This is a genomic window from Nonomuraea sp. IBHARD001, from assembly GCF_056106265.1.
Genome location: NZ_JBWBBW010000002.1, coordinates 3389366 through 3414199, shown reverse-complemented (window position 1 = coordinate 3414199; position 24834 = coordinate 3389366). Strand labels below are relative to the sequence as shown.

Here is a 24834-nt window from a genome sequence, read left to right as displayed (position 1 = left end):
GAACCGCTCTTGAGGTTGCAGCATGAGGGCATCGTCTCCGCCCCCTCCTGGAGGTCCTCATGTACGCCGTACGCCTGCACGCCTTCGGGCCGGCCGCCAACCTCGTGCACGAGCAGGTGGCCGATCCCGTGCCCGGTCCCGGTCAGGTGCTCATCCGGGTCAAGGCCGCCGGGGTGCACCTGGTCGACACGACCCTGCGCCAGGGCAAGGCCGGAGGCCCGTTCGCCCTGCCCGACCTGCCCACCATCCCCGGTCGCGAGGTCGCCGGGGTGGTGGAGGCGCTCGGCGAAGGCACGCCGCCGCACTGGCTCGGCCGGCGCGTGGTGACCCACCTCGGCTTCGTGCCCGGCGGTTATGCCGAGCTCGCCGTACGGGATGCCGGCGCACTGCACGAGGTGCCCGCCCATGTGGGCTTCGAGGCCGCCGTCGCGATGATCGGCACCGGGCGTACCACGATCGGCGTCCTGGAGACCGCGAACATCTCCGCCCAGGACGCCGTACTGATCACCGCGGCGGCCGGAGGCATGGGCAGCCTGCTCGTCCAGGCCGCGCGCAACGCCGGAGCCCTGGTCATCGGCCTGGCCGGAGGCCCCGCCAAGACCGAACGGGTCATCGAACTCGGCGCCGACTACGCCGTCGACTACCTCAAGTCCAGGTGGCCCGACCGCGTACGCACCGCACTCGGCGACCGCGACCTCACCCTCGTCCTCGACGGCGTCGGCGGCGAAACCGGCCGCAAGACGATGGACCTCCTCGGCATCGGCGGCCGCATCGTCCTGCTGGGCGGCTCCAGCGGCGACGGCAACGCCACCTGGATCACCACCGACGACCTGTACCGCCTGGGCATCACCGCATCGGTGGGCATCGGCCCCCGGGTGCTTCGCCGCCCCGGCGGCTTGCGGGGGCTGGAGGAGGCGTCCCTGGAGGCTCTGGCGTCGGGGCGCCTCACACCGGCGGTCGAGGTGTACGCGCTCAAGGACGCGGCAGCGGCGCACACGGCCCTGGAGACGCGGGGGACGAAGGGGAAGGTGGTGCTGGTGCCTTGAGGGGTGGGCTTTTGGTACGGCGCGCAGGGCGGGGGTGAGGGGAGGGGGGTGGGGTAGGGCTTGGGGGGCTTGGGGCCGGGGCTGTTTGGGGCCCGGGATGTTTGGGGGTTCCGGAGTGGCGCTGCTGAGGTTCTGGGGTGGCGACGAGCACCCGACAGGGCTCGGACGAAGGAGGGCGAGGCTGAGCTTGGGCAGGGCTGTGTGCGCTGGGCGTGCCGGACGTGCGTGCGCGCGGCACTGCGGGGCTCACCCCTTTGGGTGGGCCGGCCAGGCAGGGACGAACTGGCGTCCAGCGCGAGATCAGAGACGCTGCCCTCGCTCGATCGGGTTCGCCGCCCTCGATCAGGCTTGCCGCCCTCGATGGGCTTGCCTTCCTCGGTCGGGGGTTTGCCGCCATTGATCGGGTTTGCCGCCATTGATCAGGCTCGCCTGCTCCTGATTTGGCCCGCGACCGCTTGATCAGGCTTGCTCGCACTTGGATTGGGCCAGGCAGGACATGTGATCGGGCCTTGGCCTCGCGTGCCGGATCTGGGCCGGGTTTGGGTTGCGCTCTTACTTGCGCGTGCTGGAAGCGCCCCAGTTTGCCCTGCCTTGCCCACGCTCCCCCGCAGCCCGCCTCCTTCACCCGCTCCGCCATCGCTTTACCTCGCCCTGCCTCGCCCCGCCTCGTCGCCTCCCCCTGCCTCACACTGCCTCGCCTCACCCCGCCTCGTCGCCTCGCCCTGCCTCGCCTCACTCCGCCCGCGCACGTCCGATCCCGGGCCGCCAGGTGCACTTCGGGCATGCCTTGGCTTGACCCTTGGCCCCTTCGGCTCAAGGTGGGGCCTCGGGTTCGCCCGGATGGCAATCACATGTGTCACACGTGCATCAGGGCTCACAGGCTGGGGTGCGGGTCGGAAAACCGCAGGTAAAACCTGTATTGCCTACGGCTACGGGCATGCGGGGACTGGAAGTGGACTTCTGGGCGTTACCGATTTGTCACTCTCTTGCCACATCGCTTACCTTCAAGTCACTCGCGGCATGCATCCCCCTAAGAGACGTATGCCAGACATTGCCAACATCACAGGTTTACCCCTGTGACCGCTGAATCCAGATGTATGGAACCGGGGACCCAATATCCCTTGGGGTGAATCGGCACAGCACGTGCCGTAGGGCAGCTTCACGTCCGAACCCGTCAGCTAACCCGGTAAGCGGCAGGAAGCTAGCAAGGAGTCCCCCGCACCATGGCCGTATACCGTATTCGCCGTGCCTCGACCATGACCTACGCCCGCGCCGCACTCGGCGCCGCAGTGTTCGCCGCCACTTTCGGCGGCGGGGTCGCACAGGCTCAGGCCGGCACCGTCTCCCCCGAGACCAAGCCCGCAGCGGGCGCCCTCGCCAAGGCAGGGCCGATCTCCGGTCAGGTCAAGACCGAGAAGACCGCCACGATGCCGACCGCCAAGCAGGTGCTCGCACTCGCCAAGGAGCAGATCGGCATCTCCGAGAACTCCAAGGGCGGCGGCACCAAGTTCCACAAGTGGTACATGGAGTCCAAGCGCGCCCAGGAGACCGTCGCACGTGACGGCGGCTCCCCCAAGGCCTACGCGAACGCCGCCTGGTGTGCGATGTTCGTCTCCTGGGTCGGCGAGCACAGCGGCGCCCGTACCCAGGTCGGCTGGGACGCCTACACCGTGACCTACGCCAACTGGTTCAAGAACAACAAGCGCTGGGGCGCCAAGGCCAAGCCGGGCGCGATCGTGTTCTACAACTGGGCCGGCAAGAAGAACCTGGGCTCGATCCAGCACGTCGGCATCGTCCAGAAGGACAACGGCAACGGCACCATCACCACCGTCGAGGGCAACACCGGCAACGGCAAGGTGGAGGAGCGCGTCCGGCCCAAGTCCCAGGTCGTCGGCTACGGCTACCCGACCTACAGCGGCTGATCCGACCCCACGAAGCCCCCTTCCCAAGCCTCATCCCGGAGCCCCCCGAGGGTGATCCCCTAGAAGCCCACTCCGATAGCCGACACCCCGGCCACGCCCCCGGTCGCGGTGTCCCGGCTGGTGACGCCCGGTCCCACTCCACCCCGATGGGACCGGGCGTCGCCGTTCCCCACATCACCTCCACTCCCCCCGCCCCGCCCCCTGGCCGCCGCTCCCCTACATCGCCCCGCCTGCCCCGCCCCCTTCTGGTCGCCGTTCCCTCATCCAGGAGCCCTCCCATCCACCGGGAGCCCTTCCACACAGGAGCTCTCCCATACAAGAGCCCTTCCCTCCACCCGAAGCTCTCCCATCCAGGAGCTCCCCCATCGAGGAGCTCTCCGCCCTCGCGCGCCGAGTAGCCCCCTTCTGTGCCCCCTGAGCACTCCTGATATGGGAGCGCTCCCAAAACCCGCTATAAGCCCATAAATCCCTTACCTCCCCCAACACCCCCTTACACCCCCACGAAACGCCGACTACGTAACGGTTGCGTTTCGGGATATTGACGACCACCCCTCCCCTCGTCCACCCTTCGTGGGAGCGCTCCCATAACATCACCCCCCACCATTCGGATGTCCACCTGAGAGGGGTCCGGAATGAAGAACGACAAGCGCCGCATGGCGGCGGCCGCGGTGCTGGCGGTCGCGGTCGCGATGACGGCGGCGTGCGGCGGCGGCCAGGCGGAGGCGCCCGAGGCGGCCGACGGCGCCCCCGCGGCCCCTGCGGAGAAGGTCACCATCAAGGTGCACACGTTCGGCGGCGGCGAGAACTTCGGCTACGACACGGCGGTCAAGAAGTGGAACGCCGAGCACCCCGACCTGCAGATCGACTACAAGAACCTCACCGACCGCTACGAGGACGTCTACCTCCCCCAGCTGCTGCAGAAGCTGCAGGCGGGCAGCGGCGCCGGTGACGTCGTGGGCATCGACGAGGGCTCGATGGGCTTCATGAAGGCCAGGCCGCAGTTCTTCGCCGACCTGACCGCATACGGCCTGGAGTCCCGCAAGGCCGACTTCCCCGCGTTCAAGTGGGACAACGGCCTCAACAAGGACGGCAAGCTCTTCGCACTCGGCACCGACATCGGCGGTATGACCATGTGCTACCGCCGCGACCTGTTCGAGAAGGCGGGCCTGCCGACCGATCGCGAGGAGGTCGGCGCGCTGTGGCCGGACTGGAACGCCTTCCTCGAGGTCGGCAAGAAGTTCGAGGCCGCCAAGACCGGGGCGAAGTGGATGGACGGCCCCAACACCATCTACAACGTGATCCTCGCCCAGGAGGCCCCGAAGAACGGGAACGTCGCCTACTTCGACACCTCCAACCAGCTCGTCCTGGAGACCAACCCGGCGATCAAGGCCTCCTTCGACTGGGTGCAGACCTTCAGCAAGGCCGGTCTGACCGCCAAGCTGCAGGCGTGGAGCCCGGCCTGGGACAAGGCGATCAAGGGCGGCGGCTTCGCCACCATGGGCTGCCCCTCGTGGATGCTCGGCGTCATCAAGGACAAGGCGGGCGACGGCAACACCGGCAACTGGGACATCGCCGCCGTCCCCGGCAACAGCGGCAACTGGGGCGGCTCCTACCTGGCGGTCACCGCACAGAGCAAGTACCCGAAGCAGGCGGCCCAGGTCGTCGACTACCTGACCGGCAAGGACGGCCACGTCATGGCCTTCCAGGAGGCCAGCGCCTTCCCCAGCTCGATCCCGGCCCAGCAGGACCCGGCGGTCTCCGAGCTCAAGAACGAGTACTTCAACAACGCCCCGACCGGCCAGATCTTCAGCGCCTCGGTCAAGGACCTGCTGCCGATGTTCCTCGGTGAGAAGCACGCCCAGGTCAAGACCAGTGTGGAGAAGGTGCTCGAAGGCATGGACCAGGGCGCGGTGCCCTACGACCAGGCCTGGGAGAAGTTCGTCGCCGCGGGAGTGAAGGCCGCGGGCTGAGCCCGGCCCCGCCGATCGGCCCGGCGCACCCCGCCGGGCCCCCTCCGGTCCGCCCCCGTCCCGGTCTCCCGAGAGAGGCTCTGCGCGATGACCGTGCAACTGCAAGCCCCGCAGGCGTCGGCCACGCCGCCCGTGAGCCGTCGGCCGCGCCGGCCACTGGCCGGGTTCGACCTGCGCTTCACCCCCTACGCCCTTGTCTCGCCGTACTTCGTGTTGTTCGCAGTGTTTGGGATCTTTCCGCTCGGCTACACCGCCTGGGTGTCGCTGCACGACTGGGAGCTGGCGGGCGACAGGAGCTTCGTGGGGCTCGCCAACTATGTCGAGCTGATCACCGACACGGCGTTCTGGAACGCCGTGCTGAACACCCTGGCGATGTTCGCCATGGCCACGGTGCCGCAGCTGGTGCTGGCGATGCTGCTGGCCAACGCGCTCAACAAGCGCCTGCGCGGCCGGCTGCTCATCAGGCTCGGCGTGCTGCTGCCGCTGGTCACCTCGGTGGTGGCGGTCGCGATCGTCTTCAGCAACCTGTACGGCCGCGACTACGGGATGGTGAACTGGGCGTTGGGCCTGGTCGGCATCGAGCCGGTCGACTGGCAGCTGCGCAACTGGACGGCCTGGCTGGCCATCTCCACGATGGTCGACTGGCGCTGGACCGGCTACAACGCGATCATCCTGCTGGCCGCGATGCAGACCATCCCGAAGGACCTCTACGAGGCCGCCGCCATCGACGGGGCCTCGCAGCGACGGCAGTTCTGGCGGATCACGGTGCCGATGTTGCGGCCCACGCTGGTGTTCGTGGTGTTCATCTCCACGATCGGCGGGCTGACGTTGTTCACCGAGCCGGTGATGTTCGAGGGCAATCCGATGATGACGGGCGGCACGACCGGTCAGTACCAGACGGTGGCGATGTTCGTGGTCAAGGAGGCCTTCCGCGACTTCGACTTCGGCTACGCCGCCGCGGCGGCCTGGCTGCTGTTCGTGCTGATCCTGCTCGGCACGTTGATCAACTACTCCTTCACCCGGCGGATCAAGGGGACCGGACGATGAACAACCGCCTGTGGGAGGCCGGGCCGCTGACCAGGATCGTGCTCACCGTCGCGATCGCGCTGTCGGCCTTTCCCCTCTACTACATGTTCGTCATGGCCACGCGGACCAACGACGAGGCCATCGAGGTGCCGCCGCCGCTGCTGCCGGGCGGGCACCTGGGCGAGAACGTCTCCAGGCTGCTGGAGACCGAGGACGCCCACTTCCTGCTGGGGCTCGCCAACTCGGCGATCGTGGCGGGCACGGTGACGATCTCGGTGGTGCTCATCTCGACGCTGGCCGGGTTCGCCTTCGCCAAGCTGCGGTTCAAGGGCGCCAAGGCGCTGCTCGGCACGGTCCTGCTGACGATGATGGTGCCGCTGCAGCAGATGGGCGTGGTCCCGCTGTACGAGCTGATGGTGACGCTCGGCTGGACCGGCCAGCTCAAGGCGGTCATCCTGCCCTTCCTGGTCAACGGGTTCGGCGTGTTCATGATGACGCAGTACGCCCGCCAGGCGGTGCCCGACGAACTGGTCGAGGCGGCCAGGGTCGACGGCGCCGCCACCATGCGCATCTACGCCCGTGTGGTGCTGCCCGCCCTGCGTCCGGCGATGGCGGTGCTGGCCCTGCTGGTCTTCATGCAGACGTGGAACGAGTTCATGTGGCCGCTGATCGTCCTGGACCCGGACAACCCGGTCGTCCAGACGTCGATCGCCGCCCTCAATTCGGCCCGGGGCACCGACTACGTGATGCTCTTCACCGGTACGGCGGCCTCGGTCCTTCCCCTGTTCATCGTGTTCGTGCTCTTCGGCCGTCAGATCGTGGGCGGCCTGATGGAAGGTGCGGTCAAGGCGTGATCATGCCCAGTTTTCCCACCGATTTCGTCTGGGGCGCCGCCACGTCGGCCTACCAGATCGAGGGCTCGACCCGAGCCGAAGGCCGTGGCGTCTCGATCTGGGACGACTTCGTCAGGCGCCCGGGCCGGGTGCTGAACGACGACCACGCCGACGTGGCCATCGACCACTACTCCAGGTACCGCGAGGACGTGGCGACGATGGCCGGGCTCGGCCTGGGCGCCTACCGCTTCTCGGTGTCGTGGCCGCGTGTGCAGCCCGACGGCTCGGGCGCGGTCAACACCAAGGGTCTCGACTTCTACGAACGCCTGGTCGACGAGCTGCTCGGACACGGCATCGACCCCTGGGTCACGCTCTACCACTGGGACCTGCCGCAGGCCCTTGAGGAGCGTGGCGGCTGGCCCGAGCGTGACACCGCACTGCGTTTCGCCGACTACGCGGCCCTCGTGCACGAGGCGCTGTCGGACCGGGTGCGCACGTGGGCCACGGTCAACGAGCCGTGGTGCGCGGCCTTCCTCGGCTACGCGTCGGGCGAGCACGCACCCGGCAGGCGGGAGCCGCACAACGCGCTGAAGGCGGCGCATCATCTCAACCTGGCGCACGGGCTGGCCGTACAGGCGTTGCGGGCGGGCGGGGGCGGGTCGCGGGTCGGCGGGTGCGTGAACCTCTACGCCGTCAGCCCGCAGACCGGGTCGGACGCCGACCTGGACGCGGCGCGGCGCATCGACGGGCTGCAGAACAGGTTCTTCCTGGACGCGTTGTTCAGGGGCGAGTACCCGGCCGACGTCCTGGCCGACCTGCGAGAGGTGAGCGACTTCGGCTTCGTGCAGCCGCAGGACATGGCGATCGTCGCCCAGCCGCTGGACCTGCTGCTGGTCAACTACTACAGCAGGTACACCGTCTCGGGCGCGTCCGGCGGTTCCGCGTCGGCGTCGGCCGCCCCGACCGGCGCCGGGACGCCGTGGGTGGGCAGCGAGCACGTCTCGTTCGTCGGCGCGGGCCTGCCGGTGACCTCGATGGGCTGGGAGATCGACGCCGGCGGCCTGGCCGAGGTGCTGACCAGGGTCTCCAAGGAGTACTCGGGCCTGCCGCTGGTCGTCTCGGAGAACGGCTCGGCCTTCGACGACGTCGTCGTGGACGGCGCCGTGCACGACCGCGAGCGCACGGCGTACCTGCGCGACCATCTGCTCGCCTGCCACCGGGCGATCGAGGACGGCGTGCCGCTGCTCGGGTACTTCGCCTGGTCGCTGATGGACAACTTCGAATGGGCCTGGGGGTACGGCAAGCGCTTCGGCCTGGTCTATGTCGACTACCCGACACAACGTCGCATTCTCAAGGACAGCGCCCATTGGTATGCGGCGACCATCGCCCGGCAGAGTCCGGCACAATAGCCCCCATGCCGAAGAATGGGACCCGTCCCACCCTGGAGGCGGTCGCCGCCCTCGCCGGTGTCGGACGGGGCACGGTCTCCCGTGTCATCAACGGCTCGCCGAAGGTCAGCGAGCGGGCCAGGGACGCGGTGCAGCAGGCGATCGACGAGCTCGGCTACGTGCCCAACAGGGCGGCTCGCACGCTGGTGACCAGGCGGACCGACACCATCGCGCTGGTGGTGTCGGAGTCGGAGCAGCGCATCTTCGACGAGCCGTACTTCGCGGGCACGATCCGGGGCATCGGGTCCGCGCTGGCCGACTCCGGACTGCAGCTCATCCTGGCGATGGCGCAGTCGCAGGGTGAGCACGACCGCCTTGAGCACTACCTGACCGGCCAGCACGTCGACGGCGTGCTGCTGCTGTCGCTGCACGGCGAGGACCCGCTCCCGGCCAGGCTGGAGGCGATGGGCGTGCCCACCGTGCTCGGCGGCAGGCCGGTCGGGCGCGAGCCGCAGAGCTATGTCGACGTCGACAACCGGGCGGGCGCCAGGCAGGCGGTCAAGCACCTGCTGGCCCGCGGCCGTCAGCGCATCGCCACGATCGCCGGGCCGCAGGACATGGGCGTGGGCGTCGACCGGCTGGCCGGGTACGTCGACGCGCTGATGGCGACCGGGATGAGCGAGCGCGTGGGCTACGGCGACTTCTCCGAGGAGAGCGGCACGTCGGCCATGCGGGAGTTGCTGGCCGTACATCCGGATCTGGACGCGGTGTTCGCCGCCTCCGATCTGATGGCGGTGGGCGCGATGCGGGCGTTGCGTGAGGCCGGGCTGCGGGTGCCGGACGACGTGGCCGTGGTGGGGTTCGAGGACTCCAAGGCGGCGCTGCACACCGAGCCGCCGCTGACGACCGTGCATCAGCCGACCGAGGCGATGGGGCGGCAGATGGCCAATCTTCTGGTGGCCAGGATCAACGGCGAGCCGCTGCGTCAGCCTGTCGTCATCCTGGACACGCATCTGGTGGTGCGCGGTTCCACCTGAGCTGGTGTGGCGGCTTGCTCTGCCCTGACCTGGGGATACCCTGGATCGACCTGGCCTTTGCCGTCGGTTGAGAGGATCCCCCCGTGTCGAAGCTCCACCTGGCCTGCGGCGGCTACAGCGCCGAGTTCGCCGAGCGCGGCGCCGCCGTCCGCGTGCTCAGGCACGGCGGGCGCGATCTGATCACGAGCTGGGCGCAGGAGGAGCCGACGCCCTTCTACGCGGGCACGATCCTGGCGCCGTGGCCCAACCGGGTCGGTGGCGCCCGTTATGTCTTCGACGGCCGTGAGCACCGTCTGGCGGTCAACGAGCCGGAGCGCGGCCACGCGCTGCACGGGCTGGTGGCCGATGCCGTGTGGCAGGTGGCCGAGGTGCTCGTGGTCGAGGACGAGCGGGGTTTCGTCAGGCTGACGCACACGGTCGAGCCGGTCGAGGGCTATCCGTTCACCCTTGAGCTCGAGGTCGTGCACACGCTGGACGCCTCGGGGCTGACCTCGACGCTCACCGCGGTCAACACCGGCGAGCGGGCCGCGCCCTACGGCTGCGCGCCGCATCCGTGGCTGCTGGCCGGGGACTCGGCCGAGCGTTACGTGCTGGAGCTGCCCGCCTCGCGGGTGATGCTGGTCGACAAGCTGGCGCTGCCGGAGTCCGTGCAGCCGGTCGAGGGCACCAGGTTCGACTTCAGGACGCCGAAGGAGATCGGCGCCGAGCCGATCGACCACCCGTTCACCGCGCTGGCCGAGGGCAGGGCACGCGTGCGCGGCGAGGCGGGCGGCGTCGAGGTGAGCTGGGACGCCGCCCGCATGCCGTGGGTCCAGGTGTGCACCGGCGGTCAGCTCGGCTACGAGGGCGTCGCCGTCGAGCCGATGACGTGCCCGCCCGACGCGTTCAACTCGGGTGACGACCTGGTCGTGCTCAGGCCGGGCGAGCGGCACGAGGCCTCCTGGCGCATCGCGGCCTGCTGAGGGGCCGATCCGGCCCGGTCGCTAGGGTGGCGATCATGGACAGCAGGACGAAGCGCCGTCTCTCGCCGCAGGAGTTGTCCGCCCTGGCCGGGCGGGCCGTGGGGGCGTCGCTCGCCCGGTCGACGGAGCTCACCGACGGGTTCGCCAACGCCGTGTGGCGGCTGGACCTCGACGACGGCCGCCGGGTCGTGCTCAAGCTGTCACCGCCGCCCGAGCTGGACCAGCTCACCTTCGAACGCGACCTGCTGCGCACCGAGGCCGACGCCTACGCGCATGCGGCGGGCGCCGGGGTGCCGGTGCCTGAGCTGGTCGCGGCCGGGTTCGGCGATCCGGTGCTCGGCGGCGACTACCTGGTGCTCGGCCTGCTCGACGGCGTCGCCTGGAACCGCGCGGACCCGCCGGAAGATCGGCGTACGGCGCTGCGGCACGAGCTCGGCGGCCATCTGGCCAGGTTGCACGGTGTGCGGGGCGAGGTGTTCGGCTATCGGCGGGCGGGGCTGACCGGCTCGACGTGGAGCGAGGCGTTCACCGCGATGACGGCGGCGATCCTGGCCGACGCCGAGCGCTACGCGATCGCGCTGCCCGTGCCCGCGGCCGAGATCGCGCAGGTGGTGGCGGCGAGCCGTGCGGTGCTCGACGAGGTGGTCTCGGCCCGGCTGGTGCACTTCGACGTGTGGCCGGGCAATGTGTTCCTGACGGCCGGGCACCGGATCCAGGCGATCATCGACTACGAGCGGGCGTTCTGGGGTGATCCGATCGCCGACCTGGTCATGCCGACGCTGGCGGCCGAGCTGAGCGACGACGATCCGCTGCTGGCCGGATATCGGGAGGTGCGGGCGCTGGAGCTGACGCCGGGCGCGCTGAGCAGGCTGGAGCTGTACCGGGTGTACCTCCATCTGATCATGCTCGTGGAAAACGGCCCCCGGCAGTATCCGGAGGCCGCTTATGCTCCTTTGCGCGAGCGGTCCATGACCTGTCTGACGAAGGCCATGGACCGGCTCACCGCTTGATCACTCGTGCTCGTGCCCGTGGCCGTCGTCGCCCTGCTCGGGCTCGGCCGAGTTGGCCACGGCCTCGTAGCCGGGACCGGTCGCGACCGCGCTGCGCAGCGCGGAGGCGTGCTGGGCGGGCAGGTCGGCGCACTGCCCGGCGCCGGTGACCTTGTTGGGCGCGCCCAGGTCGACCGGGGCCGGGGTGTTGCCCGAGCACATCAGGGCTCCCCTGACCGTGCTTCCGGCCACGATCGGCGCCTGTGCGGTGGTGCTGCCGGTGATGACGGCGGCGCCGCGCAGGTCGGCTCCGGCGACGGTGAGCGTGCCGGTGGTGCCGTGCAGGCTGACCGAGCCGTTGACCTTGGTCTTCAGCAGGTGGATCTCGGCGGCTCCGGAGGCGCTGAGCGCGCCGGAGATGCTGCCGCCGTTGACCACGAGCGAGGCGCCCTTGGACACGGTGACGGCGCCGCTGACGTCGGCCTGCTCCAGGCACAGCACGCCCGAGGTGACCTTGACGGCGCCGCGCTTGACGCCGGTGATCGTCTGGGTGCAGGCGGGCGGGGGTGCGATGGTGGTCAGGGTGAAGCTGCCCGCGTCGCCGTAGTTGCCGGTGGCGTCGATCGAGCGGTACTCCACCGTGTGCCTGCCGCGCGGCAGCTTGCCGTACACCAGGTGGTCGATCGTGGTGCCGGTCTCGGTGAAGCGCCAGGGGGCGCTTTCGGAGGTGGGCCAGCCGAAGTAGTTGAACCAGCCGTCACCGTCGACGCGCGACTCCGAGACGACGTAGCCGCCCCTGTCGTCGGATCCGGCGAGCTTCATCTCGACCGGGCCGTTGTAGATGTAGGCGTCGGGCCCGGCCTTGACCAGCGGCTCCGACAGCTCGTAGGAGGTGCTCGGCGCGACGGCGTCGATCGCCCAGGTGAGCGTCTGGCCGCCGGAGGAGGCGGTGAGCGTGTGCGCGCCCGCCTTCAGGCCGAACGCCGCCAGGTCCAGGTGCACGCCGGTGCCCGCGGGCTTGCCGTCGAGCGTCCAGGCGACCGAGGGCACGCTGTCGGCGGGGTGGGTGGTCTCGACGTACACGACGTCGTCGCGGCTCAGGGCGCGGTCGGTCGGCGTGGAGGTGAGGAACCCGCCGGGTACGGCCTGCGGTGCGGTCGTCAGCGTGGTGTCGACCTTCCAGGTACGCGTCCTGGTCAGGGCGGTGCTCGCCCGGACGGCCGGGTCGCGGACGAAGTCGGTCGGGTCGCTCACCGTGACCTTGACCGTGTGCGCGCCGGGCGTGAGGCCGAGGGTACGCAGGTCGAGGGTGGTCTCACCGGCGGGCAGGTCGGCGCCGTCGACATTCCACGTGACCTTGAGCGGGTGGCTCCTGGGACGCATCGGCTCGACGTACAGGACGCGGTCGGCGCCGACGGGGGCGGCGGTCGGCGTGGAGTCCTGGATGATGTCGACCTTGTTGGAGATGCGCTGGGTCATGACCTCGCGGCTGGGCTGGTCGAAGTAGTAGCCCAGCGTCTTCATCATGGAGTGCGCGCTCGGGCGCCAGACGCCCTTGGTCATGTACAGGCCGCCCTCGTAGCGGCCGATCGGGCCGCCGGACTCGCTGTCCTCGCCGAGCCAGCGCCACCACTTCTTCTTCTGGTCGAGCATCTGCTGCTCGGTCAGCAGCGAGTGGTGCGCCGAGGAGGGCTCGCCGCCGGCGTAGGTGCCGCCCGGCACGCCTCGGTTGTAGTAGTCGTACTCGTCCTGCAGGCCGCCCAGGGAGTGGCCCAGCTCGTGCGGGCTGATCAGGGCCGACATGGCGTTGCCGCCGGAGGCGGTGGCGTAGCTGCCGCCCGCGCCGCCGTAGGTCTTGCTGTTGCCGATGGCCAGGATCTGGCGGTTGGAGGAGGAGGTGCCGGTGACGAGGTTGGCGTAGGTGTTGGCCGCCGAGTTGCTCATCGTGATCAGGCGCTGGACGCTCGCGGGGTTGCAGTTGCCCCAGAAGCCCATCTTGAGCGGGGTGTTCTTCGGCCCCTGCTCCAGGCCCGGGTCGCAGCCGATGCCCGACTCACCGGAGACGATGTCGATCCGGTAGACGTTGATGTAGTCGCGGTAGGACTTGAACGGCTCGATCGACCACATCACGTTGAGATGCTTGTCGACGTCGGACCTGAAGGTGGCCAGGTCCGCCTCGGTGTAGCCGTCGCCCATGATGATCAGGTTGAATCGCTTGGCCGAGCTGCCGGTCACCTGGACCGGAACGACCGTGGCGCTGCCCGGCTGGGCCGCCGCGGCGGCGGGCACGGGGGCGAGGAGCGCGGCGGCCAGGGTGACGGCGGCCAGGGCCGAGAGCGGCCCGCTTCTGCGCATGGGGGGACCTCCGGAGAGTGACAGAACGTCTCTGCACTATCGGGCGGTATGCCGGTTCCGGTCTCATCCCATATAGGGATAACTGCCGCGTTATGGTTCGGTGGTGCAATTGGAGTTGAGGCACCTCAGAGTGCTGCGGACGATCGCCGACCAAGGCAGTGTGACCAGAGCCGCCGCCACGCTCGGCGTCTCGCAGCCGTCACTGGCCGCCCAGCTGCGCCGCATCGAGGAGTTGCTCGGCGGCGTCGTGTTCACCAGGGACCACAGGGGTGTGCGCCCGACGCCGTTCGGCGAGTTCGTGCTGGCCAGAACGCGGGCCATCATCGCCAGCGTCGACGACCTCCTGGAGGCCAGGCCGTACGGCGGAGCCATGCCTTCGGTGCGGGTGGGCAGCTTCGAGAGCCCGGTCGTGGTGACGCTGGTCGGCAGCCTGGCCCAGGCCATGCCGGAGGCCAGGATCACCCTGCAGACCGAGCACTTCGTCAGGGTGCTGGTCGACATGGTGACCAACGGGCGGCTGGACGTGGCGCTGGTGGCCGACTACCCGGGGCACGAGCTGCGGGCCAACGCCTCGCTCGATTTCGGGGTGGTCGCACGGGAGCCGGTGTTCGTCGCGGTGGCCTCGACGCATCCGCTGGCGGGGCGCGGCGAGGTCGACCTGGCCGAACTCGCCGACGAGCAGTGGATCCTGCCGCCGTCGGACGGGATGGGCTGGCCCGAGCACCTGCTGGAGGCGTGCGCGCAGGCCGGGTTCACCCCGAGGGCGCGCTATCAGATGGTCGAGGCGGGGGTGCGCAAGGAGTTGATCGGGGCGGGGCACGCGGTGTCGGCGTGCCAGCCGCTCTACGACGCCGGCGAGCTGATCACGGTGCTGCCGCTGCGCGGCAATCCGCTGTGGATGCGGCACGTGCTGGTGTGGCGCTCGTCGGACCCCATGGCCGGGCACGCCTCGGCGATGCTGGAGGTGGCGCGCTCGGCACACGCCGCGGTCGCGGCCCGCAATCCCGTGCTGACCGCCTGGAACGCCAGGCACGGGCGTACGGACCGCTGACCGGCGTCCCGGCGTCAGGCTTCCGGCAGCGGGGCGAACATGACGGGTGTGGTCGTGGGCTGCTTGGAGCCGCCCGCGGGTTCCACGGTCAGGCCGATGTGTTCGTCGTCGCGCAGCGGGCTGGCCATCATGGGCACGGTGTGGCCGTCGTCGCCCTGGGTGAGCAGTCCGGCCGGGCGCACGCCCGACGGGCCCATCAGCCACAGCTCGTAGACCTTGGAGTCGGGCAGGCCGGGCAGGCCGGCCGAGGTGAAGACCATGCGGCCCTGCGAGCGGGAGACGACGGCGGTGCCGATGCCGCCCGAGGTGACGCGCTGCTTGACGGTGGTGGCGTCGGGCGCGGCCAGCACGGCGACGATCTGCTCGCCGCGTGCCCGTGTCTCGCGCAGGTCGCGTTCGCCCTGGACCCACATCGTGCCCAGCGCCACCGCCGCCGCGGTCGCCACGACGGCCACGCCGTAGGCCAGCCTGGTGCGCCAGGAGCGCGGCCCGGTGGAACCCGAGCGTCCGCCGGGACCCCTGCTCCCCCGCCTGCGCCGTCCGCCGCCTTCGCGCGGGGCGGGCCTCGGCGGCTGCGCGGGGCCCATGGGCGGCGGCACGGGTCCCTCGGTCAGCAGCGGCGGTTCCTGGCGGGTCTCGGCGATGGCCGCCATGACCTTGGCGCGCAGGGCGGCCGGGGGCGGCTCGGCCACCGCGACGGCAAGCCTGGCGCTGGTCTCGCGCAGGCCTCGGACCTCGTCCTCGCAGGCCGGGCACAGCGCCATGTGGTCCTCGAACAGGCGCACGTCCGCACGGGGCAAGGCGTGCAGGGCGTAGGCGCCCGACAGGGTGTGGAGGTCTTCGTTCATCGGTCCACTCCCATGCAGTCGCGCAGCCGTACCAACCCGTCGCGCATTCGGGTCTTGATCGTGCCGAGCGGCACATGGAGCAGGCCGGCCACCTCCGGGTAGCTGTAGCCGGCGTAGTAGGCGAGGGTGACGGCCTGGCGTTGCAGCTCGGTCAGGCCGCCGAGACAGCGCCGGACCCGCTCGCCTTCGAGGCGGGCCGTCACCTCCTCGACGACCTGGTCGTGTGCGACCTCGGCCGAGCGGGAGGCCACCTTGTGGTCGCGGTCGGCGGCCGACTGGGCCGATCTGACCCGGTCGACGGCGCGGCGGTGCGCCATCGTCATCACCCAGGACAGGCCCGACCCCCTGGCCGCGTCGAAGCGCGAAGCGGTGCGCCACACTTCGACCAGCACCTCCTGCGCCACCTCCTCGGCCTGCGCCCTGTCCCTCAGCACGCGCAGCACCACGCCGTATACCGGGCCCGCCAGCAGGTCGTAGACCTGTTCGAAGGCCGGTACCTCGCCGAGTGCGACGCGGCCGAGCAGATCTTCGAGCTCGGGCCGCTCCTCAGGGTCGGGCACACCCGCCAGATCGCCTCGGGCACGCGAATTCCGCCGCGCCGCGGCCTGCGGATGACCGGACTCCGTTTCGCCTCTCACGTCCGTACTTCGGTGCGAACGCCCTCGCGGATTGCCTGATTCCGTGCGAGTATTTCATGGGGTGATGAATTATGAGTTGCGTCATCGCCGGCGGCGGACCCGCCGGAGCCGTTCTCGCACTTCTGCTGGCCCGATCGGGCGTGCGGGTGACCTTGCTGGAGAAGCACGCCGACTTCCTGCGCGACTTCCGCGGCGACACCATCCATCCGTCGACCCTCCAAGTGCTGGCCGAACTCGGCCTCATCGACGAGTTCCTGAAGATCCCGCACCGCAAGGCGTACGGCCTCGACCTCGTCACCGACAAGGGACGGGCCAGGCTCGCCGATCTGCACGGCCTGCCGGGCGACTTCGACTACATTGCGTTCGTCCCCCAATGGGACTTCCTCAACCTGATCACCAAGCACGCCGCGACGTATCCGGGCTTCCGGATGATCATGCAGGCGGAGGCGCACGGCCTGATCGTCGAGGACGGCGTCGTCAAGGGCGTGCGCTACCGCGACCCCGAGGGCGAGCACGAGATCCGGGCCGACCTCACCGTCGCAGCCGACGGCCGCCGCTCGGCGTTACGCGCCGCCGCCGGTCTCGAACCCGAGGTGCTCGGCGCGCCGATGGACGTGGTGTGGTTCAAGCTGCCCCGGCACGAGAGCGATCCCGCCGAGACGTTCCTGCGCATCTCCGCAGGCCATCTGCTCGTCTCGATCAACCGCGAGAGCTACTGGCAACTCGCCTACGTCATTCCCAAGGGCGCTTTCGGGCAGCTGCGGGAGCAGGGCGTGGGAGCGCTGCGCGCCTCGGTGGCCGGGCTGCTGCCGTACCTGGCCGACCGGGTCGAGCTGATCGAGGACCTCGGCGACGTCAGCGTGCTGGAGGTGGCGCTCGACCGGCTGCGGCGCTGGCACCGGCCCGGACTGCTGTGCATCGGCGACGCCGCGCACGCCATGTCGCCCGTCTTCGGCGTCGGCATCAACCTGGCCGTGCAGGACGCCGTCGCCACGGCCAACGTGCTTGCGGGCTCGCTTCGCTCGGGGGCGCCGATCCCCGACTCGGTCCTGGCCCGGATCCAGCGCAGGCGGCTGTTCGCCACGCGCGTCACGCAGCTGGCCCAGCGGCTGGCCCAGGACAGAGTGATCAAGCCCACACTCGACGGTTCGGGCCGGGGGCCGTCACTGCCCAACACCTCTCGACTGCCGGTCATCGGCCGTGTGGTGCGGCGTTTCATCGGCCTGGGCGTCACTCCGGAGCACGTACGGCTCAGGTGACGCCCTTGCCCTCGGGGGCGCGCAGTGGGATCGTGCTGGCGGGACGAACTCCACGCCCACAAGGAGGCGAGAGAGATCGGGTTCTCATACCGTGGACGCAGAGGTCGGACAGTCGAGCTGAGTGCAATAACCTCGTATGTCGTGAGCGCACCTAGCAATCTTGATTCCTGGCGAGACCTGCCCGCGGCCCAGCAGCCCGACTGGCCAGACCGCGGCGAGCTCGACAAGGTGGTCGCCGAGCTCGGCGGCCTGCCCCCGCTCGTCTTCGCAGGCGAGTGCGACCTGCTCAAGGAGCAACTGGCCGCCGTCGCACGCGGCGAGGCCTTCGTGCTGCAGGGCGGTGACTGCGCCGAGACCTTCGCGGGCGCCACCGCCGACGCCGTGCGCAACAAGCTCAAGACGCTGCTGCAGATGGCCATCGTGCTCACCTACGCGGCCAAGGTCCCGGTCGTGAAGATCGGCAGGGTGGCCGGCCAGTTCGCCAAGCCCCGCTCCAGCGGTGTCGAGGTGCGCGACGGCGTCGAGCTGCCCGCCTACCGGGGCGACATGGTCAACGGGTTCGACTTCACGCCCGAGTCGCGCAGGCCGGACCCGTGGCGGCTGCTGCGGGCCTACCACTCGTCGGCCGTGACGCTCAACCTGGCCAGGGCCTTCACCAAGGGCGGCTACGCCGACCTGCGCCAGGTGCACGCCTGGAACCAGGACTTCGTCGCCGAGTCGCCCGCCGGTCGCCGCTACGAGCAGCTGGCCAGGGAGATCGACCAGGCGCTCGCGTTCATGCGGGCCTGCGGGGCCGATCCCGAGGAGTTCCACACGGTCGAGTTCTTCTCCTCGCACGAGGCGCTGATCCTCGACTACGACAGGGCGCTGACCCGCATCGACTCGCGCACCGGCGACCCCTACGACGTCTCGGCGCACATGGTGTGGATCGGCGAGCGCACCCGTCAGCTCGACGGCGCGCACGTCGAGTTCTTCTCGCGCATCCGCAACCCCATCGGCGTCAAGCTCGGCCCCTCGACGACGGCCGAGGAGGCGCTGGCCCTGGTCGAGAAGCTGAACCCGACCAACGAGCCCGGCCGCCTGACCTTCATCACGCGCATGGGCGCCTCCAAGATCCGCGAGCACCTGCCGCCGCTGGTGGAGAAGGTCACCGCGAGCGGCGCCCAGGTCGGCTGGATCTGCGACCCGATGCACGGCAACACCTTCGAGGCGCCGAGCGGCCACAAGACCCGCAGGCTCGACGACGTGCTGGACGAGGTGGCCGGCTTCTTCGAGGTGCACCGCGCGCTCGGCACCCACCCGGGCGGCATCCACATCGAGTTCACCGGCGACGACGTCACCGAGTGCGTGGGCGGCGGCAGCGAGATCGTCGAGGACGACCTCGCCCTGCGCTACGAGACCGCCTGCGACCCCAGGCTCAACCGGGGCCAGTCCCTCGACCTCGCCTTCCGCGTGGCGGAGATGTACCGCTCGGCCTGAGAAGCATCAGCAGGGCGTCCGGGTCGTCTGCCGGGCGCCCTGTCCTGTTGTCAGAAGCGGTCGGCGTGCTCCTGCACCCACTGCCGGAACGTGCGCGCCGGGCGGCCGGTCAGCCGTTCGACCGTGCCGTCCGGGGTGGTGGCCGACGGGCCGGGATCGGCGTACCAGCCGACGACGTACTCGGCGTCCGCCCTGGACACCCCGTTGCCGGTCAGTCTGGTGATCGCCTGTTCGTGGGTGATCGTCTCGAAGGCGATGGGACGGCCGATCGCAGCCGCCAGGATCGCGGCGCGCTCGCTCGGGGTCAGCGGTTCGGGTCCGGTGAGGTTGTAGGCCTGACCGGAATGCCCCTCGTCGAGCAGCGCGAGCGCCGCGACGGCCGCGATGTCCGCCTCGTGCACCAACGCACTCGGACCGTCGTACGGCTCCCGCACCACGCCTTCCGCCCGGATCGCATCGGCCCAGGTCAGGGTGTTGGACATGAACTCCTGCGCCTCCAGCCGCGTCCATTCGACGCCGGAGGCGGCCACCGCCTGCTCGACCGGGCCGACCCAGCCGCCCCACAGGACGGTGAAGCGCTTCACTCCGGCGGCGAGTGCGCGCTCGACCAGTTCGGCGCCGGTCTCGGCCAGGCCGGGCGTGACCGTGATGTGCAGGCGGTCGACGCCCCGCAGTGCGGTCCGCAGCGTGTCCGGGGCGTTGTGCGTGCCCGCGACCAGCTCCACCTCCGGCGGGAACCGGCCCCTGTTCGCCGCCGGGTCGCGGGTCAGGGCCCGGACGTGTTCGCCGCGGCGTGCCAGCTCCGTCACCACATGTCGTCCGGTGTTTCCCGTGGCGCCTGTCACCAGTGTCGTCATAGTCGGGCTCCTCTGGAAGGGTGTGTCCGATGAGTCGCGTACGACCCTAGAAACTCAACCGGGGTTGAGGTCAACCGGCCGGGTATCACTTTGGTGCCCTTGTTAAGGGTGATGGGCAAAACAGCCGCCCTGACTGGGGAAACAGCCTAGGATCCCGGTAGTTACTGAGATTTCGGGATATTTCCGGGAGAAACAATGGATGGGCTTCCTGCGCCCGAAGGTGTGGACCCAAGCGTCCCCAATGTCGCCCGGATGTACGACTACTACCTCGGCGGCAAGGACCACTTCGCCGCCGACAGGGCCGCGGCCGAGCGGATCCTCACGCTCTTCCCGCACACCAGGCTCTCGGCGCGGGAGAACCGCGAGTTCCTGCAGCGGGCCGTGCACGAGCTCGTCGCCTCCGGCGTCAGGCAGATCGTCGACATCGGGTCCGGACTGCCGACCCAGGGCAATGTGCACGAGATCGCACACGCCCTCGCCCCCGACACCAAGGTCGCCTACGCCGACTACGACCCCGTCGTCTGCGCGCACGGGCGGGCCCTGCTCGCCGGGAGCAGCGACAACATCGCCATCGTGCAGGCCGACGCTCGCGACCCCAAGGCCCTGCTGGGCAACGAGGCGCTGCGCGACCTGATCGACTTCGACCGGCCGGTCGCCTATCTGCTGCTGGCCGTGCTGCACTTCATCCCGGACGAGACCGACGAGGCCGGTGAGCACGCGGGCGCCTACGCCATCGTCGACGCGCTGCGCGAGGCCTCCGTACCCGGCAGTCATCTGGTGATCAGTCACGCGATCGACGCCAAGCCCGACACCACGCCCGAGGCGCTCGAGGTCTACAACAAAGCCACGGCCGCCCTCAATCTTCGGACGAAGGAGCAGATCGCGCGTTTCTTCGACGGCTACCGGCTGCTCGAACCCGGTCTGGTCTATCCCAAGGACTGGCGGCCGCAGCACGAGCCGATCATCGGCGAGCCGGAGACGTCGATCGGGTACGCCGGGGTCGCGGTCAAGCTCTGAGCTCGCCCGGGAGCAGGGCGATCGTGTGGGCGGCGGCATGCCTGAAGATCGGGTCGCCGCCCTTGGCGTACTCGCGCAGGCAGGCCTCGGTCATCTTGATCGCATGGTCGTCACCGGTCAGCGCGGCGCGGTGTGACAGCTCGGCGGGCGTGGGCGGCTCGCCGTGCGGCATGGGCTCCGCGACGGCGCCGTGGCCGAACCCGCTGTACAGTCCGGCCGCGACCTGCCACAACGCGTCGTAGGTCGGCCGCCACAGGGGGGTCGGCAGCTCCGTCAGGATCGAGGCGACGGCGACCGGAGCCGTCACCGCGTGGACGAGGGTGATCGGCGCGTTCCTGCCGTGGGTGAGGAACACCTCGGCGAACACCCGCGACAGCTCGTCCAGATCGGCGCGCACGTCCTGAGGCGGGCGCAGGGCCGACACCGCCTCGGCGTAGGCGGGCAGGGTCTCCAGGTTGGCCAGATGCCGCACGATGAGCGTCGAGGGCCTCAGCTCCAGCAGCGGCAGCGCCGCCACGGCCGCACGCAGTGTCCGCGTGCCGCCGCTCACCGGTGCGCCGGGCAGCTCGGCGTACCCCGCCGCCCAGTAGGCCAGCGCCCGCCCGAGCTCGGTCAGCCGCGCCTGCCCCTCCTGTTCCACCAAGGCGCGTACGGCATGCGCCACCCTGATCACACCGTGCGTCGCGCCCGCCGCGAGGCCCGGCGTGAGCCTCGGCCACCACACGGCCAGCACCTCACGCCACGGCGCCTGCGCCAGCGCGTCGGCGAACCAGGCGTTCCAGTCGCCGAGCCTGCGCATGTCGCCCAGGGCGTGACGCCAGTCGGCGATGCGCGCGTGCGGGCGCGGGAGCGCTTCCAGCTTGGGCAGATACGCACTGACCCAGCCCTCCACCGCATCCGGCGCTCCGAGCCGCACCAGGGCTTCGGCGACCATGGGTCCGTGGTTGGACAGGCCACCGCCGAACTCGGGGCCGGTGGGGGCCAGACGGGTCAGCGCTTCGTCGAGCGCGTCGGCGTGCGTGCTCATCACGGCTCTCCAGCGGGGGTGCGGGCTGACGCCCGGACGGAGTTCACACGTTCACGAGGCGGGCCGGGGTGCTGCCGACTGGGTTCGCGTGCTCACCAGGCATGGCGTGCGGGCGGCCCCGCATGGCATTTCACGCGTTCACAAGCTTGCCCGCCGTGCCGGACCAGCCCCCCGGCCCCGTCGAACCGGGGCCGGGGATCCGGCACGTGCCTGGGTCAGGCCTTGTCCGGGGTGCCGATCTCGGAGGCGAGTTCGGCGCGGATGGAGTCCATGTCGAGGGCCCGCACCTGGCCGATCAGGTCCTCAAGGGCGTTGTCCGGCAGGGCTCCGGGCCTGGCGTACACGACGATGCCGTCACGGATCGCCATGATCGTCGGGATCGACGTGATCTCGAAGCCCTGGGCGAGCGCCTGCTCGGCCTCGGTGTCGATCTTGCCGAACGTGATGTCCTCGTGCTTGTTCGAGGACTTCTCGAAGATCGGTCCGAACGTCCGGCACGGTCCGCACCAGGCCGCCCAGAAGTCGAGCAGGACGATCCCCTTGTCGGCGATGTCGTTGAAGTTCTTCTCGGTTACCTCGATGGTCGCCACAAGTGGCTCCTCGTTCTGTCGTCGTGCTGTCAGCGTGTGTAACCTCGTACCCCTGTCCAGCATTCCATGTTCACCGAGGGGTACGCGCCCGGCCACGCCCCGGCCGTTGGTAGGCTCGCGCGGGTGTCACACGAGCCCAGCGCCGATCAGCTCACCGCCGCCGCCGTCGAGCGTGCCGCCGCCACCCTGCGTCCCGTGGTGCGGCGCACCGGCCTGGAGCCGAGCGACCGGCTGAGCGACCTGCTCGGCCTGCCCGTGCTGCTCAAGCGCGAGGACACCCAGCTCTGCCGCTCCTACAAGGTGCGCGGCGCCTACAACCTCATCTCCTCGCTCGGCCCGCACGAGCGCGCCAAGGGCGTCGTGTGCGCCAGCGCGGGCAACCACGGCCAGGGCCTGGCCTACGCCTGCGCCGAGCTGAAGATCAAGGGCAGGGTATTCCTCCCGGCCAACACCCCACGGCAGAAGCGCCAGCGCATCGCGGCCATCGGCGGGCAGTGGATCGAGCCGGTCATCGTCGGCAGCTCCTACGACGAGGCCAGCGCCGCCGCGCACTGGGACAGCGAGCAGACCGGTGCGATCTACGTGCATCCCTTCGACGACCCGCGCACGATCGCCGGTCAGGGCACGGTCGGCATCGAACTGGCCGGACAGGCCGAGCAGGCCGGGACCGAGCTGACCACGGTGATCCTGCCGGTCGGCGGCGGCGGGCTCATCGCCGGGGTCGCGCTCTGGCTGAAGGAGCACCTGCCGCACGTCCGCGTCGTCGGCGCCGAGCCCGCCGGTGCGGCGAGCATGCGCGCCGCATTCGACCACGGCGGGCCGGTGGCGCTGGCCCACGTCGACACGTTCGTCGACGGCGCGGCCGTCGGCCAGGTCGGCGCGATCAGCTACTCGGTGGTCCGCGACCTGGTGGACGAGCTCGTCGCGGTGCCCGAGGGCGCGGTCTGCACCGAGATGCTCGACCTGTACCAGTCCGACGGCGTGATCGCCGAACCTGCGGGCGCCCTGGCCAGCGCGGCGGCCCGCATGCTGGGCGACGACCTGCGCGGCCCGGTCGCGTGCGTGGTGTCGGGCGGCAACAACGACGTCAGCCGCTACGCCGAGGTCGTCGAGCGCTCCCTGCTGCACGAGGGGCTGCGCCACTACTTCCTGGTCACCTTCCCCCAGGAGCCGGGCGCCCTGCGGCACTTCCTCGACCAGGTGCTGGCCAAGGGCGAGGACATCATCGCCTTCGAGTACGTGAAGAAGAACAACAGGGAGACCGGTCCGGCCCTCGTCGGCATCGAGCTCGAACACGCCTCCGACCTGGACAGCCTGCTGACCAGGATGAACGAGAGCCCGCTGCGCATCGAGCGGGTGCCGCCCGGCTCGCCGCTGTTCACGTTCCTGCTCTGAGGCGGCCGTGCCCCGCCGTACCCGCCTGCGAGCGGGCGGGTACGGCGGGGCGGTGGGTCAGCTCGGGGTGGACTCGGGGTCGGGGCAGTCGTAGGCGACCACGACGGCCTCGCCCTCGCTGCACGCGCCCGAGCCGTCGCACGCCTTGACCGGGACGGTGTAGTTCCCGCCCGCCGTCGGCGTGCCGGAGATCGTGCCGTCCGGGGCGATCGTCACACCCGGCGGCAGCTTCGACGGATCGGCGACCGAGTAGGTGACGGCCGAGCCCTCAGGGTCCTTGGACGTGAGCGCCCCGCCGACCGGCTTGCCCACCGGACCCGACAGGACGACGCCCGGCCTGCTCGGCGGCTGGTGCACGAGCGGAGCCGAGCACGACACCTTGACCGAGTCCAGGAAGTTGCCGTAGCTGGCGTAGCCCGCGCCCGACGAGACCGCCAGGAACTCCACCCGCGTGACGACCTGACCCGCGGGCACGACGTACGTGCCGCTGTAGTGCCCCCATCGGTCGTTGCCGTCGACGATGTCGTTGGAGGAGGCGCCGTCGGGCGACTGCAGCACGCCGCCGATGCGCACGCGCATGACGTCCTTCTTGGCGCCTGCCGTACGCGCCCGGTGGGCCAGGCTCCAGGAGAGGGTCTGGCCGGGGACGGTGGTGATGTCCTGGTACAGCGCCGAGTAGCCGGTGGCGCTGATCTCGGCGAACTGCGAGCCGGTGTCTGCTGGCACGTTGAAGTTCATCGGGTCGGCCCTGTTGCCCGTTCCCCAGATCTCCACCAGGCCGTCGGCGGCCGTCGAGCGCCAGCCGGGCACGTCCTTGCTCTGGTAGCCCTGGCCCCTGATGCCGCTGGGCTGCTCGAAGCTGCCGTTGACGAGCGTGCACGCCTCCGCCACGTCCCCCGGCGCCGCGACGGCCGCGACCGTCGCACCACCGGACAGGACGAACGCCGGGAGCGCGACCACGGTGGCCGCGGCGCCCAGCAGGACACGCAGGGCACGATGGCTCCCCGCATGCGATGTGTTCATGTGAATCCCCCGAGAAGAAGGCCGCGCCCACGCAAGGCGCGGTCCACCACGGCATCTCCCCCACGCATGATCATCCGAAGCGGCGCGTGATGGCATGCGTCGGTCAAATCAGCGCGGGCGGC

The 24834-nt window shown here is 70.4% G+C and carries 21 protein-coding genes and 1 riboswitch; of the genes, 14 read left to right on the top strand and 7 right to left on the bottom strand.

Going from position 1 to position 24834, the window contains the following annotated elements; genetic code table 11:
• The first annotated feature begins 59 nt into the window (after window positions 1–59).
• From ACTWNK_RS17745 to ACTWNK_RS17705, 9 genes are all read left to right on the top strand, one after another.
• The gene (locus ACTWNK_RS17745) at window positions 60–1046 is read left to right on the top strand and encodes a zinc-binding dehydrogenase (protein WP_474305100.1); all 987 of its coding nucleotides are present in this window, start codon (window positions 60–62) and stop codon (window positions 1044–1046) included.
• Between the two features lie 1071 nt (window positions 1047–2117).
• A riboswitch (cyclic di-AMP (ydaO/yuaA leader) is annotated at window positions 2118–2254 on the top strand.
• Between the two features lie 15 nt (window positions 2255–2269).
• Window positions 2270–2968 (top strand): CHAP domain-containing protein, encoded by a 699-nt coding sequence (locus ACTWNK_RS17740; RefSeq protein ID WP_474305099.1) that lies wholly within the window; start codon window positions 2270–2272, stop codon window positions 2966–2968.
• A gap of 632 nt (window positions 2969–3600) precedes the next feature.
• Window positions 3601–4938: an ABC transporter substrate-binding protein gene (locus ACTWNK_RS17735; protein WP_474305098.1), complete on the top strand. Its 1338-nt coding sequence runs from the start codon at window positions 3601–3603 to the stop codon at window positions 4936–4938.
• 87 nt (window positions 4939–5025) lie between these two features.
• Window positions 5026–5985: a carbohydrate ABC transporter permease gene (locus tag ACTWNK_RS17730; protein ID WP_474305097.1), complete on the top strand. Its 960-nt coding sequence runs from the start codon at window positions 5026–5028 to the stop codon at window positions 5983–5985.
• Complete coding sequence (locus ACTWNK_RS17725; protein ID WP_474305096.1) at window positions 5982–6818, top strand: carbohydrate ABC transporter permease; 837 nt, start codon at window positions 5982–5984, stop codon at window positions 6816–6818. The genes ACTWNK_RS17730 and ACTWNK_RS17725 overlap by 4 nt, the downstream gene beginning before the upstream one ends.
• 2 nt (window positions 6819–6820) lie before the next feature.
• Complete coding sequence (locus tag ACTWNK_RS17720; RefSeq protein ID WP_474305095.1) at window positions 6821–8206, top strand: GH1 family beta-glucosidase; 1386 nt, start codon at window positions 6821–6823, stop codon at window positions 8204–8206.
• A 5-nt stretch (window positions 8207–8211) separates the two neighbouring features.
• Window positions 8212–9222 (top strand): LacI family DNA-binding transcriptional regulator, encoded by a 1011-nt coding sequence (locus ACTWNK_RS17715; RefSeq protein WP_474305094.1) that lies wholly within the window; start codon window positions 8212–8214, stop codon window positions 9220–9222.
• A gap of 83 nt (window positions 9223–9305) precedes the next feature.
• Window positions 9306–10184: an aldose 1-epimerase family protein gene (locus tag ACTWNK_RS17710; RefSeq protein ID WP_474305093.1), complete on the top strand. Its 879-nt coding sequence runs from the start codon at window positions 9306–9308 to the stop codon at window positions 10182–10184.
• Between the two features lie 35 nt (window positions 10185–10219).
• Entirely contained in the window at window positions 10220–11194 is a 975-nt protein-coding gene (locus tag ACTWNK_RS17705) for a phosphotransferase (protein WP_474305092.1), read from the top strand.
• Here ACTWNK_RS17705 and ACTWNK_RS17700 read toward each other — a convergent pair whose 3' ends face one another.
• Window positions 11195–13528 carry a M64 family metallopeptidase gene (locus ACTWNK_RS17700; RefSeq protein WP_474305091.1) on the bottom strand — a complete coding sequence of 778 codons (2334 nt, stop codon included), beginning with the start codon at window positions 13526–13528 and terminating at the stop codon, window positions 11195–11197.
• Between the two features lie 103 nt (window positions 13529–13631).
• On the opposite strand from ACTWNK_RS17700, the gene ACTWNK_RS17695 reads away from it, so the two are divergent.
• On the top strand, window positions 13632–14579 hold the full coding sequence (locus ACTWNK_RS17695) for a LysR family transcriptional regulator (RefSeq protein WP_474305090.1): 948 nt from the start codon (window positions 13632–13634) through the stop codon (window positions 14577–14579).
• A 14-nt stretch (window positions 14580–14593) separates the two neighbouring features.
• Here the strand turns inward: ACTWNK_RS17695 and ACTWNK_RS17690 are convergent, their stop codons facing one another.
• A complete protein-coding gene (locus ACTWNK_RS17690) occupies window positions 14594–15427 on the bottom strand; it encodes an anti-sigma factor (RefSeq protein WP_474305089.1) in 834 nt (277 codons plus the stop codon).
• Complete coding sequence (gene sigK, locus ACTWNK_RS17685; RefSeq protein WP_474305088.1) at window positions 15424–15987, bottom strand: ECF RNA polymerase sigma factor SigK; 564 nt, start codon at window positions 15985–15987, stop codon at window positions 15424–15426. Before sigK ends, ACTWNK_RS17690 begins: the two co-directional genes overlap by 4 nt.
• A 149-nt stretch (window positions 15988–16136) precedes the next feature.
• Between sigK and ACTWNK_RS17680 the strand changes: the two genes are divergently transcribed.
• Together ACTWNK_RS17680 and ACTWNK_RS17675 are read left to right on the top strand one after the other, a co-directional pair.
• The gene (locus ACTWNK_RS17680) at window positions 16137–17324 is read left to right on the top strand and encodes an FAD-dependent oxidoreductase (RefSeq protein ID WP_474305087.1); all 1188 of its coding nucleotides are present in this window, start codon (window positions 16137–16139) and stop codon (window positions 17322–17324) included.
• 141 nt (window positions 17325–17465) lie between these two features.
• Complete coding sequence (locus ACTWNK_RS17675; protein ID WP_474305086.1) at window positions 17466–18803, top strand: class II 3-deoxy-7-phosphoheptulonate synthase; 1338 nt, start codon at window positions 17466–17468, stop codon at window positions 18801–18803.
• A 50-nt stretch (window positions 18804–18853) separates the two neighbouring features.
• On the opposite strand, the gene ACTWNK_RS17670 is transcribed toward ACTWNK_RS17675, so the two are convergent.
• Window positions 18854–19660, bottom strand: a complete 807-nt coding sequence (locus tag ACTWNK_RS17670) for an NmrA family NAD(P)-binding protein (RefSeq protein ID WP_474305085.1) — start codon at window positions 19658–19660, stop codon at window positions 18854–18856.
• Between the two features lie 252 nt (window positions 19661–19912).
• On the opposite strand from ACTWNK_RS17670, the gene ACTWNK_RS17665 reads away from it, so the two are divergent.
• Entirely contained in the window at window positions 19913–20677 is a 765-nt protein-coding gene (locus ACTWNK_RS17665; RefSeq protein ID WP_474305084.1) for an SAM-dependent methyltransferase, read from the top strand.
• On the opposite strand, the gene ACTWNK_RS17660 is transcribed toward ACTWNK_RS17665, so the two are convergent.
• Window positions 20667–21704, bottom strand: coding sequence for a hypothetical protein (locus tag ACTWNK_RS17660; RefSeq protein WP_474305083.1), 1038 nt, complete (start codon window positions 21702–21704; stop codon window positions 20667–20669). The genes ACTWNK_RS17665 and ACTWNK_RS17660 overlap by 11 nt on opposite strands.
• Window positions 21705–21919: 215 nt before the next feature.
• On the bottom strand, window positions 21920–22294 hold the full coding sequence (trxA, locus tag ACTWNK_RS17655) for a thioredoxin (RefSeq protein WP_474305082.1): 375 nt from the start codon (window positions 22292–22294) through the stop codon (window positions 21920–21922).
• A 123-nt stretch (window positions 22295–22417) separates the two neighbouring features.
• Here trxA and ilvA point away from each other — a divergent pair, with 123 nt between their 5' ends.
• On the top strand, window positions 22418–23689 hold the full coding sequence (ilvA, locus tag ACTWNK_RS17650) for a threonine ammonia-lyase IlvA (protein ID WP_474305081.1): 1272 nt from the start codon (window positions 22418–22420) through the stop codon (window positions 23687–23689).
• 57 nt (window positions 23690–23746) lie between these two features.
• Here the strand turns inward: ilvA and ACTWNK_RS17645 are convergent, their stop codons facing one another.
• A complete protein-coding gene (locus ACTWNK_RS17645; RefSeq protein ID WP_474305080.1) occupies window positions 23747–24712 on the bottom strand; it encodes an Ig domain-containing protein in 966 nt (321 codons plus the stop codon).
• Window positions 24713–24834: the final 122 nt, after the last annotated feature.